The sequence below is a fragment of the Parafilimonas terrae genome (assembly GCF_900115755.1).
GTDB lineage: Bacteria > Bacteroidota > Bacteroidia > Chitinophagales > Chitinophagaceae > Parafilimonas > Parafilimonas terrae.
Map to the genome: position 1 here is coordinate 47,800 of NZ_FOXQ01000004.1, position 14,856 is coordinate 62,655.

The following is a 14,856-nucleotide window of genomic DNA, read 5'->3' on the forward strand; positions in this document are numbered from 1 at the left end:
TGCACTCAAAATAATTTAATGTGATCTGGTATTACAGCGGGTTGTAAAGGCTTTTCATTTGCGGGATATTTAGGGAAAGGCTGCTATTCTTCCCTCAACTGTTTACCTGTAAGATGAATAAAAACATCTTCCAGGTTGGCTTGTTTTACTTCTTTGGGTTTCTCAAAACCAGCAGCTACAAGATCATCAATCAATTTATCCGGAGAAGCTAATGCTATTATTTTACCTGAATCTATGATAGCAACCCGGTCGCATAAAATTTCCGCTTCATCCATATAATGTGTGGTGATAATAACCGTAGTGCCTTTGCTTCTTATATCTTTTATCAAATCCCAGAGATTGCGGCGCGCCTGCGGATCGAGGCCTGTTGTTGGCTCATCGAGGAAAATAATCTTTGGCCTGTTTATTAATGTTGTGGCAATAGAAAAGCGCTGTTTCTGGCCACCGCTCAGTTCTTTAAATTTTGCTTTGGCTTTGTCGCGAAGATTTACTGTACCGAGTAAATCCATTGGGTTTACTTTGCCGTTATATAAACCCCCGAAAAGCTGGATAAGTTCCACCAGGTTCAGGCCCGGGTAATAACCTGAGCTTTGCAACTGAACACCAATTAATTTTTTTATTTCATTGGGTGCATTATCAAGGTTAAAACCATCAACAATTATTTCCCCGCTTGTTTTCTCCCGCAGCGTTTCAATAATCTCAAGCGTGGTAGATTTTCCGGCGCCATTAGGGCCAAGCAGGCCAAAAATTTCACCTTCATACACATCAAAGCTTATACCCTTTACAGCCTTAAAATCGCCGTAATGCTTAACGAGATCCTTTACTGAAATAATTGGTTTCTGTTGCATATAAATGATATAAAGAATGTATTACAAAGAAATTTATATACTTGTTTATTTTGCAGCAAATATCTTTGAACACCTTTACATGCAAGAAAAATTAACTGTTATTTACATAATATCCGACAGGCGTTCCGGCTCTACGCTGCTTGAAAATATGCTTTCAAAGTCACGGGAAATTTTATCTGTTGGCGAACTGGCAATGCTTAAAGGCCATATTTATAAAGAAGGGCCGGGCGAGCTATGGAACTGGAACTGCAGTTGCGGCAAACCTGTTATGCAATGCGAATTCTGGAGTAAAGTGCTTAAAGGCATTTATGATGATAATTTTGAAACCAAGATAACCTGGCAATATAAGTCTGTGCAATTGCTGCTTTCATCATTTACATCTATCAATAGCAAAAGCACGCTGCAAAAATTAATCAATACAAAAAGAAATAAACAAACAGTCCAGGTACTGAATGAAGTTTATAAAGCTTTAGGTAATATTTCAGACAAAAAATTTATTGTTGATTCTTCAAAGGATCCCATACAGGCTTTGGCTATTACAAAATGTGTTGATATAAATGTGAAGCTTATCTGGCTTACAAGAGATTTGCGCGCCATTACTTTTTCAAAACTGAAGAGATGGAAACAAAATAAGCGTTCTGATAAAAAGCCTTTGGAAACATTAATCGACAGTTTCAGGTATAAAAAAGTTTGCAATGCAGTTATTAAAAACGTTGGTGAAAAGAACACGATTAAAATAAGTTATGAAGCGCTGGCCGAAAAGCCACAGCAACAATTAGATAACATCTGCGCCAAATTTGGATTGGCTGATTACCAGGCGCCTGAATATATGGAGTTGAATAACGATCATACCATTGCAGGCACACCAGGCAGGTTTGAAAAAAAAGTGATTGCTGCTGATAATTCATGGAAAGATTTTTATAAACAACATGCCATGCTGAATGCATTGGGCAAAGTTTTTAATGCATTATAAATGGAGAAGGGCAAAAATGATTTCTTTATTCTAACAGCTCCGAGAAGCGGCTCTACTGTTCTTACAAGAACGCTCGACCAACATCCGCAAATATTTTGCGCAGGAGAAATTTTTCATCCGTCTGATGAAACCTATCATCCTGAATGGCAGTTCCCATTCATTGGTAAAAAAAGTAAAAAAGGGTTTTCAAGAACCTTGTTTACATTAACCAATTATATAAAAGGTTATTTAACGGCGGCCACGCACATAAAAAACTTTTATGCTGTCCACGATACAAAACCTATACGCGGGTTTAAATTAATGAACAGGCATGTTACAGATTTTCCAACAGTTTGGAAATACCTGCTGCAAAGCAATAAGAAAGTAATTGTGCTTGTAAGAACAAATACTTTTCGCGAAGCGCTTTCAAGTTTCAGGGCAAGAAAAATTGGCGTATTTCATTCAAATGAAGATGCGTCACTGGCGGCAAAGAAAGTCCAGGTAAATGCAGTGCAGTTAAAAAAGCGCGTGGATGAACTGGAAGCCATCAACAGTAATATTTTAAAGCTTGGCAAAAGCTTTAATCATATTGTGCTTACGTATGAAGAATTTGAGCACTGGCAGGAAATGCTGGATAAGGTTTTCGATTTTCTTGAAGTGGAAAAAATAAATATGCCGGCGCAGTTAAGAAAAATAAGTGCAGCCAACTGGCGCGATGGTGTTGAGAATTATGAAGAAGTTGAAAATATAATGAAGGATAAGTATGCACATTTTATAAATTAAAAGGCTGTTTGAATTAAACATAAAAAGTGAGTATGGGGTTTCGGAACTGACAGTTTTTTAGCCACAGATGCACAGATAATATCTGTGCATCTGTGGCAATAATTAATTATTAAGAAGATTATTTAAGTTAACAAAAAACATTACCCGTTACTAATCTGACGCTTTTAATGCATAAATATTTAATAAGAAAATTCCCAAAAGCATCTAGCCGGTATTACAAAATTTTAAACAAGTAATCAAACACCATCAACAAGCTATAGAAATGACAAAATTTATAATCTTCACTTTACCGCGAACAGGTTCTACCCTGTTAAGCAAATCGCTTAACAGGCATCCAGAAATTTTTTGTGATGATGAAATATTTCATTTCAGCTTTCGCGACTATTTCAGCCCTAACCAATTCAGGTTTTTAAAAATCCCTCTCCTTCCCAAAAAAATAAATTATATAATTAATTATCCCGCTACTTATCTGCGTTTGCCATCTTTCCTGAAAAAATATTTTTCCAATAAAGAAGATGAAAATTTTAAGGCGCGGGGCTTTAAGCTCATGTATTATCAAACCCTTTATATGCCGGGTTTAATAAACTACCTCAAAAAAAATAATATTAAAGTGATATTGCTTTTGCGTGAAAATATTTTGCGCAACGCACTGAGTGATTTGCGGGCACGGGCCACGGGCATATATCACAACCAGGATGACAATGAAGCACAACGTTCCGGCATGGCCAAACTGAATGTTGATATAAATGCACTCCAACAAAAAATGAATGATATTATCCGGCAAAACAACCTGCTGGAGAACATTGTGAGCGATATGGATTATATAAAAATCCGTTATGAAGATTTTGCAGAATGGGATGCCACTATAAATAAAATTGCATCATTCCTGCAGGTTTCCCAAACTGTTGTAACTGCAGGCGCCAAAAAATTAAACCCTGATGCGTTGCAGGATATGATTGAAAATTATACCGAAGTGGAAACATGGCTGAAGCAAAATAATTATGCAGCGTTTACAGCATAAAGTTGAGACCGTTGCGTGGAATCGGTCATAAAAAGGGCCCGGAAAGAATTCCAGGCCCGCTTATTTATTCATCACCTAAAAACGAGAAAACTAATTTAATCCGCCGCCCTGCGTACCCACACGTTTGCTTTCATCTTCTGCACCTGTTTTACGCTGGCGTGCTGCTTTTACCTGGTTGCTGCCAAAGCGGTAGGTAAAGCTTAAACGCAGTTGCCTGCTTTCATTGCCGCCTTTTACTTTCAGATATTGGCCTGCAAAATTGCTTTTACCTGTCCAGCGCAGCGTTTGAAATATATCTGTTACACTTGCTTTAGCTGTTGCTTTACCTTTAAAAAAGGTTTGCTGTATGCCGCCATCAACACTCCATAATGCACCGCTTTTAAATGTGCCCTGCCATATAGATGGCGAAGTGTAAAAGCCGCTTACTTCAATGGTTGTTGCCTTTGCTACTTTAAAAGTTTGCTGTGCATATACATTTACTGCAAATACATCAAGGTCTATATTCCTTCCAGTGCCAAAATTGGCCTTGTAATGAGAATAGTAAGAGTTTACATTCGCAAACACGCTGTACCATTTATATTGAAAAGGCATACTGATATTCAGGCTTACCAAATCCTGGTCTGCAAGATTTTTCTTTGTAATAAATGCTTTTGATTTGTCAGCAGTATCTATGATTTGAGAGAACACATCATTAACATGGCTGTACGTTAACTTGGTTGTTAACCTGTACCAAAGAGTATTGGTTAACGATATACTGTTAGTGTATTGCGGCCTCAACTGTGTATTACCTTTCTGATAAGTGTATTCATCCAGCTTAAATTCAAAAGGATTTAAATCCTGGTAAGCAGGCCTGTCAATTCTCCTGCTGTAAGCAAGGCTCCACTGGTTCTTTGGATTTTTATTGAACGTGATGGCTGCGCTTGGGAACAGATCAGTATAATTTCTTTTGAAAGAAGAATCGTAAGGCTGGTAACCGCCGTTCCAGTTATACCCGTCAGATATGCCTTTTGAATTGGTGTTTTCTGCACGCAAACCTGCTTGTATCATAATACCATTTTTAAACTGGCGGTTATAATTAACATATGCTGCATTTACATTCTCTTTATAATTAAAATCGTTGCTGCGTAAAGTGTCTAAAAATTTATCATCTGAATACACATTATACCTTTCAAAATCATTTGCAGATTTTACGTAAGAGAACTTAGCCCCATAACCTAACTTTCCTTTCAAAAAGTTTTGTTCATAATCAGCTTTTACTGAATAGATGTCAATCTTAGTTGGCGCTATCATGTTATATATATACTGGTTCTGCAGCACTGAACCGCTTGGATCGTAATAATAATTAGGCTGGAATTGATCGCTCTTAATATCATAATATCCATAATCAGCATCAACATTTAATTCATGCCCTGAAGTATCTGCAAAATGATAATTGAGATTAGCATTTACATTATCCCTTTTCATGGAGCTTGAATTATCAGCCTTTAATATTTTATTTACATCGCCTGTAGGCTCATAAGATATTATTGTATTGCTTTTGTTTGAAACATTTATATCCCCAAGGTTACCATTCACCATTACACCAACAGTATTGCGGCTGTTGATAAAATAGTCCACGCCTGCTTTAAAGTTGTGGCTTTTATTATCAAAACGCATTTTGGAATGCTGGTCGAAAACAGTATCAAGCTGAATGCGGTACAGGTTCATGAAGCCTTCGTTCTTACTATCATTATAATTATAGCTGCCAAAAAGGTTTACTTTTTTATTGCGGTGATTGATGGAAATGCCGCCGTTATATTTTGGATAAATACCAATATTATAACCAGCATTCACAGAACCGTTGGTACCAAAAGATTTGTTCTTTTTTAAACGGATATTAATAATGCCCGCATTGCCCGCAGCTTCATATTTCGCCGATGGATTTGTGATCAATTCAATTGATTCTATTTGCGACGACTGCAATGTTTTTAAATAATTGGCAAGGTCTGAACCGGTTAACGGCGAAGGTTTTCCATCAATATAAACCTGCACACCGTTCTTGCCTGCAAGACTTATATTTTCATCTTTATCCACCACCACACCGGGAGATTTTCGCAACAGTTCTAATGCATCGTTGCCGGTTGCGTTAATGGTGTTTTCAACATTTAATATGGTTTTATCTGCCTTCACTTCAACAATAGGTTTCCTTGCCGTAACCACCACATCTTTCAGATCATTATTGGCTTTAACAAGTGAAATGGCAGCAAGGTTTACATCGCCGCCGCCTGCCACTTCAAAAACCGGCGAATAACTGGCTGCATAACCAACAAAAGTTGTGTTGGTTAAATATTTCCCTTCTTTTATATTCTGAAACTGGTACTGGCCGGCAGTGTTGGTAACAGCAATTTTTACTATTGATGAATCTTTTGCATTCAGTAAAGAAACACTTGCATTGGATAATGTTTTTCCATCAGCATCTTTTACAACGCCCTTTATATTTTGAGCGAACGTGGTTAGCGATAAAAGTATAAACGCACTTAGTATTGATAAAATCTTTTTCATAAGTTTAATAATTTTCAAAATTGATAATTGCAGCAGTTACTGCATATACTTCTTTTATTAATGGCACAAAGAAACTTATGAACGGAAGCGCAGGCAATCGTTAATCGGCGAAGCAAATAATAAAGCGGATGAACTGTAATTTTTATGTAACAGGCAGTAACTGAGCGTCGGCGAAAAAATAAAAAATCGGTAAACGGTATGTTAACATAGGTTAATTAACAAAGCTCCACCATATGCCGATGCGCAACCATAAACCTCTTTCAGGATAACCCGGCGCGCTGTAATTATATTTGGTGAAAGCAAAGCCATTGGCAAAATCAACGGTGTTTAAATTTTCAAGCCGCACAAACCCTTTAAAGCCTTTTATGCGCATGTTAAGATAAATATCCACATCAGGCCGGTTAGTAATGGTTGAAGTATCCTGGTAAACAAACTGGCCGTTAAGCGGCGAATAATCATCAGCTTTATACGGCGTGTTATACCTTACCTCAAACCCGGTTGAAAGAAACAGATTTTTAAAGAAGTTGCCTTCAAATGCAAAACGGGTGCGGCCTAATACAAGCGGCACATTCACGGGCGCATTGCCTGCTATCTGCTGCACATTACCCTGTAAGTACCAGTTTAAATGTTTGGCCACTTTAATTTTTTTATAAGCGCCAATATTCAGCACATTAAAAACAGAAGAAGCCTGGGCAGGCGTATATAAACCGCTGAAATAAGCAAGGTTGGTTACAAGATAATAATCGCCGGTTAACTGCAAAGCCGCAGGCGGCACATTCACCACTGCAAATATTCGCGTAATATTTTCCTTTTTAAAACTTTCACCTGGATACGAAGGAAATGAGCTGAGCGAATAACGGTCGCCTGAGGCATAAGTATTATACTCGCTCATAATAAATGAAGGCGTACGGTTTACGTTTTGAAAACCTACCTGTATGGAGCCAATATTTTTTTTGAGCGAACGCATAAAACTTATGTAAGCCGAATAATCGCCTGCATAATACCCGGTTACATATAATTTGCCCGCAGCTTCTATATCATATAGCTGGTTGCGGGTGCGGTTGCGATATTCTGCCGCCGTGTAAATATTATTATACTGTGTGGCAAGATAGGTTTGGCCTTTTATATTTTCATAACCTGCATTTAATTTCAAAAACTGGTTCAGGTTATTTTTTTGCGGGTAAGAAATAATGGCAAGGTCGTTGGTAAGTGTTTGCCAGCTATCATTGAATTTAAGAGAATCTGTGGTAAATGGAAACACAGTGTACTGCATAAAATTTGAATAGTCTGAAGGTTCCAGCGCATTATCATGGTATTCATATCTTTTGTTTGAATATTGCAGTGTATGCTGAAAACGCAAACGCGGATAAAACAATTTAATGGTGGAAGAATCTGTTACAATTGAATCTTTTTGTCCAAAATCATAACTGTGCCGTAATACGAATGTAAGATCGTTGTACTGCGTGCCTATACCAACCGTTACACCGAAAATACTGCGTGTTGTAAGCAAAGCCGAGCCCAGCTTCGTTAATGCGCTGGTAGGATTATTCATGAAAAGACTGTCCACATTCTGATTAGGCTGAATGCCGCCATTTTCAGATGAAAGAATTTTATTGGCGATGAAAATTATATTATTGGTATAACGCTTATTGCTTGTTTGAAAAAACGTATTAACACGTGTATTGCTTATGTTAGTGCTTTGATTTCTGTAGGTACCCGGCGAATTGATAACCCTGAAATCCAACCCTATATTAAAATTACTTTTTCTGTTTTGCGTGTGAAACAGGTTGATCATTTGTTCGGCCCTGCTTCCTAATAAATAAGCTGTCTCCGAATAAGGCCGCGTGGTTTGAAAAAACCTCGTGTTTTCAGGCGTGTACATATATACATCGTATGCATGAAAGCCCGCATCAAAACCTGGCCTCATTAAAGGCTGAAAGACATAAGATTTAGCAGCGCTTCCAAAATTGCCCATATCGTAATACTTCCATGAAACGGGAAACCGCGTATAGAAATCATCTATAGATGAATCTATTTTATTGTTGCGGGTAGAATCCCAGTAATGGAATGAAATAGTAATAGAGTCTTCATATTTATCGCGGTGCTGCAGGGTTTGGTTAGTTGTATCTTTCTTGCCGGTTATCCTGCCCTGGCTGTCATATTCATAATTACTGGTATCCCTTGTTACCTGCGTATATGCCATCGCAGAAACCATCATTAACAATACCAATAAAAGAAGACGTTTTACTTTATTCTGATACATCGTTCAGGCAAAGATGCAAAGTAATTTGAAAGCTGTGAATGAAAAGGTAATTTGATGTGGTAATTATTTAACACGTAAAAACTGTTGGGACAGGTTAATAATGATGTTAGAAAGAGCCAATTAAATCTCTCATTCATAGTTTAGGCTTTATATTATTTTTCTATAAGCAGATTCTAACGTATATGTATTAAGCTATATACAATACATGTTTACTGTATGAGTGAAACTAAAACATAAAATTGATATATATTATATCAAATGCGCTCTGCTTCATACAATTTATGTTAACTTGCGATTGAGCTATGAATTTAAATAACATCATCATATCAGACCCCGAAATCTTAAGCGGAACGCCTGTTTTTAAAGGCACCAGGGTTCCTGTAAAAAATCTGTTTGATTACCTTGAGGCAGGTGATTCAGTAGAAACATTTCTCGCAGATTTTGATTACATACCTAAAGAATCTGTTCTTGCTGTATTAAAATTCTCGGAACGGATTTTTTCTCAACCCTTCCTATATGAAAGTGTTGCTTGATGAGCAATTGCCATTAAAATTGAAATACAGGTTTATGCCAGAAATAGAAATCTCAACAGTAAGAGATGAAAACTGGTTGGGCGTAAAAAATGGAATGCTAATTCAGATGGCTTTAAAGCATGGATTTTCTGTATTTATAACAAATGATCATAATCTTCTTCATTTTCAGCAAAAGCTGGCGGTGTTGAATATTTTATTTATCAACCTTAATTTACCTTCTAATCGTTACGAAGAACTTTTACCGGTTATATTGATTTTAAAAGAATGGCTGTTGAAAAACAAAGAGAATATTAGCGATCTCATCTCAACAAAAAATTACCTCGTTTATCCAAACGGCTTTCTTTCAGATCAGCCTTAATTAATCTCCCACACTTCTTTTCCTCTTAACAATTTGTCCAAATCGCCTTTACCTTTTGTTGCAATGGTTTCTTCCACCTGCAGGTTTAAAATATCTTCATAGCAGGCGCGTTCGGTTTCATAAAACACGCCAAACGGACGTGGCAAATGGTTTTCAAGCCGCGGGTCATCAAACATGCGGATCAATATCTGGGCTTTATAAAAATCAAATTCATCATGCACCCAAATATCATCAACAGACGCATCCACGCCAATTTCTACAACCACCGGCTTAAAGCCATCAAGCTTAATACCCTTGTTTTTGGTTGCACCAAACAATAAAGGTTTGCCCTGTTCCAGGAAAAGGGTTTCATTTGGTTTGGTTGATTTTTCGGTGAATATTTCAAAAGCGCCATCATTAAAAATGTTACAGTTCTGGTATATTTCCAAAAATGATGCGCCTTTATGTTTATGGGAACGGGTAAGCATTTCCTGCAGGTGTTTCGGATCGCGGTCCATACTGCGGGCTATGAAAGTTGCATCAGCGCCCATAGCCAACGCTGAAGGGTTAAACGGATGATCAATGCTTCCAAACGGTGTGCTTTTGGTTACTTTTTGTTTCTCCGATGTAGGCGAATATTGCCCTTTTGTTAAACCGTATATCTGGTTATTGAAAAGCAAAATATTCACATCAAAATTCCTGCGCAGCAAATGAATGGTGTGATTGCCGCCAATGCTCAGGCTATCGCCATCGCCGGTAACAATCCATACACTCAATTCAGGCCTTGTGGCCTTTAAGCCACTGGCAACAGCGGTTGCACGGCCATGTATGGAATGCATGCCATACGTATTCATGTAATACGGAAAACGGCTGCTGCAGCCAATTCCGCTTATAATAACTATATTTTCTTTCGGTACGCCAATGGTTGGCATTACTTTTTGCACCTGCGCCAAAATGGAGTAATCACCGCAGCCGGGGCACCAGCGCACTTCCTGGTCGGTTGCAAAATCTTTTGCAGTTAAAACGGGCAACCCATTCTCAACAACACTCATATCTTTAAATTTCGGGCGCAAAGTTAATCAAATTCAGGCTATCAGCTATCAGCTATCAACTTGCAGCTTGCAGCTATTTCATTAACTTGCGCCTCCACAAAAAAGCTTATGGCAGAAACACTTTATGATTTTGGGATGATAGGCCTTGGTGTAATGGGAAGCAATTTTTTACTGAACATGGCTGATAAAGGTTATAAAGCTATTGGTTTTGACCTTGATGCTTCCAAAGCAAAAAAACTGGAAGAAGAAGCCACACCGGGCACCGTTGTAAAGGGCGTGAATACATTGGAAGAAATGGTTAAGCAACTGGATAAACCCCGCCGTATAATGATGCTTGTGCCTGCAGGCAAACCGGTTGACGCCGTAATTCAAAACCTTTTACCGCTTGTAGAAAAAGATGATATTATTATTGATGGTGGCAACTCTCACTATGTTGATACTTTAAGAAGGCTTGAGGAATTAAAAGATAAAGGCATTCACTTTATGGGCATGGGCGTGAGTGGCGGCGAAGAAGGCGCACGTTATGGCCCAAGCATTATGCCCGGTGGCGATTTTGCTGCCTGGAAGCGGGTGCGGCCTGTGCTGGAAGCCGTTTCAGCCAAAGTAAACAATGAGCCCTGCGTTGCATACATGGGCAAAGATGCTGCAGGCCATTATGTAAAAATGGTGCACAATGGTATTGAATATGCCATCATGCAATTGATAAGTGAGGCCTACGATTTAATGAAACGTGCACTCGGCTTAAGCAACACTGAACTGGCAGAAGTGTTTAGAAAGTGGAATGAAGAAGAACTGGAGTCTTTTCTTATTGAAATTACCAGCAAAATATTCCTTCGCAAAGACCAGGATACCGGGAAAGAAATCGTTGATATTATTTTGGATGAAGCTGGCTCCAAAGGCACCGGCAAATGGACTTCACAGGATTCAATGGACCTGCCTGTTTCCGTGCCTACGATTGATATTGCAGTTGCCATGCGCATCATTTCTGACTATAAAGAAGAAAGGCTTGCTGCTTCCGAATTATATCAACCTAAAATAAAACCTTCCAAAGGCAACAGGGATGCTGAAATAAAAAGGATAAAAGACGCACTGTATTTCTCCACGCTTGTTGCTTATGCGCAGGGGTTAAACATGCTGCACAAAGCTTCAACAGAATTAAATATGGATATTCCTTTGGCAGATGTGGTAAAGATATGGCGCGGCGGATGCATCATTCGTTCATCGCTGCTGGAAGTATTTTATAAAGTGTACAAAAAGGATAAAACGCTTTCTAATATCTTGTTAAATAAAATCATTGCAAGGCTTGTAAAGAAGACTGAAAAAAATGCAAGGGCTGTTGCTAAACTTGCAATGCAAAATAAAATTCCGGTTATGGCTTTAACCAGCACTATCGGCTATTTTGATGCTTATTGTTCGGCAAATATGCCCACCAATTTAATACAGGCGCAGCGGGATTTCTTTGGCGCCCATACTTACCAGCGCATTGATAAGAAAGGCATTTTTCATACAGAGTGGAATGAAGAAGTGGTGCAGGCCGATAAGCATCATGCCACAACAGAAAATCCTCAAACACCAATCATTTAAATAACAGTTTTAAGAACAAGTGTTATTGAAGAGCTTTAAAATAAAAACAACATTGATAACTTGCATCCTTTCAGAAATACAGGAAAAACAATAATACATGGCTTCAAATAATAACAACAAAAAACCAAAAGCTTCGGTAATATTTATTTTTGGGGGAAGCGGTGATTTAAACCAGCGTAAATTAACACCTGCTTTATACAATCTCTTTATTGATGGTTGGATGCCCGAAAAATTTGCCATCGTGGGATTGGGCAGAACACAATATTCCGATGATAAATTCAGGGACCATTTATCGAAAGGCATCCAGGAATTTAGCCGCCGTAAAGAAAAGAATGGTATTTGGAAAGACTTTTCGCAACACATCAGCTATATGCCAATGGATGCAGAAGATGATGCATCTTATAAGTCGCTCTCTGATCGCGTTAAAGAATATGAAAAAGATTGGGGCGTTAATCCCAATGTAATTTTTTACCTGGCTGTAGCACCGCAGCTTGTTCCCGATATTGCGCAAAAATTATCAACTATAAAACTTTGCAGCGATACGCAAACCACGCGCATTGTGGTGGAGAAGCCATTTGGCCACGATTTAAAAAGTGCAAGGGAGTTAAATAAGCTGCTTACTTCCTTATTTGATGAAGACCAGATCTATCGCATTGACCATTATCTTGGTAAAGAAACCGTTCAAAACATATTGGCTTTACGTTTTGCCAATGCTATGTTTGAGCCTATCTGGAACCGCAATTATATTGACCATGTTCAAATAACTGTTGCAGAAACAGTGGGCGTTGAAGAACGTGGCGGTTATTATGAACAAAGCGGTGCTTTGAGAGACATGGTGCAAAACCACATTCTGCAGCTTTTATGCATGGTGGCCATGGAACCGCCTGTAAATTTTGAAGCCAATGAAATACGTAATAAAAAAGTGGCTGTATTAAATGCCATCCGAAAATTTGACCGTGCTGAAGTTCAGAACTATGCCGTGCGCGGGCAATATGGCGATGGGTGGCTAAAAGGGAAGAAAGTAAAAGGCTACCGCCAGGAAGAAAAAGTTAATCCGCAATCAAATGTGGAAACTTATGCGGCGGTTAAGTTTTATATTGATAACTGGCGCTGGCACCGTATTCCGTTTTATGTGCGCACCGGTAAATACCTGCACCAGAAAACATCTGTTATTACCATACAGTTCAGGCCTGCACCGCATTATGCTTTTCCCGCCGAAGCAGCAGAAACATGGCGGCCTAACCGCTTAACCATCAGCATTCAGCCTGAAATGGATATACGCCTTCGCTTCCAGGCAAAACGGCCGGGGCAGACTATGTCATTAAGCCCTGTTGATATGATTTTCAGTTATACAGAAGCTTATCCTGATGAACATGAACCGGAAGCATACGAAACATTATTGCTTGATGTAATGGAAGGTAACCCTGCTCAGTTTATGCGTGCCGACCAGGTGGAAGCAGCGTGGGAAGTGGTAATGCCTATTATTGAAGCGTGGGAACAGCGCCCGCCGATTGATTTCCCCAATTATGCGCCTGATAGCTGGGGGCCTGAAGATGCCGAAGCATTAATTGCAAGAGATGGCCATAACTGGATAAACCTGCCCACAAAAAGCGAATAGCCTCATTATCCTGGCAGGATAAATGGACATAAAAATGATAAACAAACCAGCCCGTTGATATCTTAAGCAACAGGCTGGTTTTTAATTTTACGCTGACAGAAAACGTCATTACATGAATACAAATATTGCAGATATAAGAAAAGATTACAGCTTACTTGCTTTGAATGAAGATGACATTGCAACAAACCCCATAGAACAATTCAGCCGGTGGTGGAACGATGCCATGCACAGTGAAATACTGGAAGTAAATGCAATGACACTATCAACCGCAACCAAAGACGGCAGGCCTTCGGCAAGAATAGTTTTGTTGAAGGGTTTTGATGAAAATGGTTTTGTTTTCTTTACCAATTATAACAGCCGTAAAGGCAATGAACTTGCAGAAAATCCGTTTGCAGCCTTAACTTTTTTCTGGAAAGAAATTGAACGCCAGGTGAGAATTGAAGGCACTGTTGAAAAAACAGATGCTGCAGAAAGCGATGCGTATTTTTTTTCAAGGCCGCAAGGAAGCCGCATAGGAGCATGGGCATCGCCTCAAAGCACTGTAATTAAAAGCCGCGATGTGCTGGAAGAAAATGTAGCGAGATATACAGGTGAATTTAAAAACAGCATTCCCCGGCCGCCACACTGGGGTGGTTACCGGGTAATGCCTTTAAGAATTGAGTTCTGGCAAGGACGAAGCAGTCGTTTGCACGACCGCATTTCATATACCAAAACCGACGAAGGGAGTTGGAAGGCTGAAAGATTAGCGCCATAAATTACAGCGCTATTCAGATTTTTCTTCTTTTGCTTTTTTAACAGGCTTTGCAGTTTTTGCAGGCCTGCTTTTTCCAAAAGAACCTTTGAATATTTTTCCTTTTTTTGTTTTCTTATCTCCTCTGCCCATAGTTTCTGTTTATTAATACGAAAATTTATAGAGTAGTGTTGTGCTGATTATTGAATTTAATCTTTCAGTTGAATTATAATATTACTCATCATTACACCACTCACTATTCACAATTTACATTTATAACTTAGCTGATAATTCTTTACCTGCTTTAAAACGGGCAACCTTTTTAGCTTTTATTTTAATGGTTGCGCCGGTTTGCGGATTGCGGCCTGTGCGGGCATTACGCTTTGTAACAGAAAAAGTACCGAAACCAACTAATGTAACTTTGTTTCCGGATTTAAGTGCTTTGGTTACAGCGCCGGTAAAGGCATCAAGTGCAGCGTTAGCCTGGGATTTGCTTAGGCCAGCATCGTCGGCAATTTTAGCAACTAATTCAGCTTTGTTCATAGTATGTTATTTTGAATTTTTAATGGGTGACAAATGTATTTTCTTTTTACA

The 14,856-nt window shown here is 38.8% G+C and carries 14 protein-coding genes; 8 read left to right on the top strand and 6 right to left on the bottom strand.

Annotated elements, in window-relative coordinates; translation table 11 throughout:
• Nucleotides 1–83 precede the first annotated feature (83 nt).
• The gene (locus tag BM015_RS08170) at nucleotides 84–848 is read right to left on the bottom strand and encodes an ABC transporter ATP-binding protein (protein ID WP_090657191.1); all 765 of its coding nucleotides are present in this window, start codon (nucleotides 846–848) and stop codon (nucleotides 84–86) included.
• Nucleotides 849–927: 79 nt separating this feature from the next.
• On the opposite strand from BM015_RS08170, the gene BM015_RS08175 reads away from it, so the two are divergent.
• The 3 genes from BM015_RS08175 to BM015_RS08185 all read left to right on the top strand — a co-directional run bounded on the left by BM015_RS08175 (nucleotide 928) and on the right by BM015_RS08185 (nucleotide 3,604).
• The gene (locus BM015_RS08175) at nucleotides 928–1,821 is read left to right on the top strand and encodes a sulfotransferase (RefSeq protein ID WP_177191852.1); all 894 of its coding nucleotides are present in this window, start codon (nucleotides 928–930) and stop codon (nucleotides 1,819–1,821) included.
• Nucleotides 1,822–2,583 (top strand): sulfotransferase, encoded by a 762-nt coding sequence (locus tag BM015_RS08180; RefSeq protein ID WP_090657195.1) that lies wholly within the window; start codon nucleotides 1,822–1,824, stop codon nucleotides 2,581–2,583.
• Nucleotides 2,584–2,845: 262 nt separating this feature from the next.
• A complete protein-coding gene (locus BM015_RS08185; RefSeq protein WP_090657197.1) occupies nucleotides 2,846–3,604 on the top strand; it encodes a sulfotransferase domain-containing protein in 759 nt (252 codons plus the stop codon).
• A 90-nt stretch (nucleotides 3,605–3,694) separates the two neighbouring features.
• Here BM015_RS08185 and BM015_RS08190 read toward each other — a convergent pair whose 3' ends face one another.
• Both BM015_RS08190 and BM015_RS08195 read right to left on the bottom strand, forming a co-directional pair.
• On the bottom strand, nucleotides 3,695–6,145 hold the full coding sequence (locus BM015_RS08190) for a TonB-dependent receptor (protein WP_090657646.1): 2,451 nt from the start codon (nucleotides 6,143–6,145) through the stop codon (nucleotides 3,695–3,697).
• A 211-nt stretch (nucleotides 6,146–6,356) separates the two neighbouring features.
• Entirely contained in the window at nucleotides 6,357–8,408 is a 2,052-nt protein-coding gene (locus BM015_RS08195; protein ID WP_090657199.1) for a putative porin, read from the bottom strand.
• 302 nt (nucleotides 8,409–8,710) lie between these two features.
• Between BM015_RS08195 and BM015_RS08200 the strand changes: the two genes are divergently transcribed.
• Nucleotides 8,711–8,941 (top strand): DUF433 domain-containing protein, encoded by a 231-nt coding sequence (locus BM015_RS08200; protein ID WP_090657202.1) that lies wholly within the window; start codon nucleotides 8,711–8,713, stop codon nucleotides 8,939–8,941.
• Nucleotides 8,942–8,975: 34 nt separating this feature from the next.
• Entirely contained in the window at nucleotides 8,976–9,299 is a 324-nt protein-coding gene (locus BM015_RS08205; RefSeq protein WP_143075796.1) for a hypothetical protein, read from the top strand.
• Here BM015_RS08205 and BM015_RS08210 read toward each other — a convergent pair.
• Complete coding sequence (locus BM015_RS08210) at nucleotides 9,296–10,330, bottom strand: 2-oxoacid:ferredoxin oxidoreductase subunit beta (protein WP_090657205.1); 1,035 nt, start codon at nucleotides 10,328–10,330, stop codon at nucleotides 9,296–9,298. The genes BM015_RS08205 and BM015_RS08210 overlap by 4 nt on opposite strands.
• A 108-nt stretch (nucleotides 10,331–10,438) precedes the next feature.
• On the opposite strand from BM015_RS08210, the gene gndA reads away from it, so the two are divergent.
• From gndA to pdxH, 3 genes are all read left to right on the top strand, one after another.
• Nucleotides 10,439–11,914 (top strand): NADP-dependent phosphogluconate dehydrogenase, encoded by a 1,476-nt coding sequence (gene gndA / locus BM015_RS08215; RefSeq protein ID WP_090657207.1) that lies wholly within the window; start codon nucleotides 10,439–10,441, stop codon nucleotides 11,912–11,914.
• 97 nt (nucleotides 11,915–12,011) lie between these two features.
• Nucleotides 12,012–13,532, top strand: a complete 1,521-nt coding sequence (zwf, locus tag BM015_RS08220) for a glucose-6-phosphate dehydrogenase (protein WP_090657210.1) — start codon at nucleotides 12,012–12,014, stop codon at nucleotides 13,530–13,532.
• A 112-nt stretch (nucleotides 13,533–13,644) separates the two neighbouring features.
• Nucleotides 13,645–14,286: a pyridoxamine 5'-phosphate oxidase gene (pdxH, locus tag BM015_RS08225; RefSeq protein WP_090657212.1), complete on the top strand. Its 642-nt coding sequence runs from the start codon at nucleotides 13,645–13,647 to the stop codon at nucleotides 14,284–14,286.
• 9 nt (nucleotides 14,287–14,295) lie between these two features.
• Here the strand turns inward: pdxH and BM015_RS08230 are convergent, their stop codons facing one another.
• On the bottom strand, nucleotides 14,296–14,415 hold the full coding sequence (locus BM015_RS08230) for a 30S ribosomal protein THX (protein WP_090657214.1): 120 nt from the start codon (nucleotides 14,413–14,415) through the stop codon (nucleotides 14,296–14,298).
• A gap of 120 nt (nucleotides 14,416–14,535) precedes the next feature.
• Nucleotides 14,536–14,805: an HU family DNA-binding protein gene (locus BM015_RS08235; RefSeq protein WP_090657216.1), complete on the bottom strand. Its 270-nt coding sequence runs from the start codon at nucleotides 14,803–14,805 to the stop codon at nucleotides 14,536–14,538.
• Nucleotides 14,806–14,856: the final 51 nt, after the last annotated feature.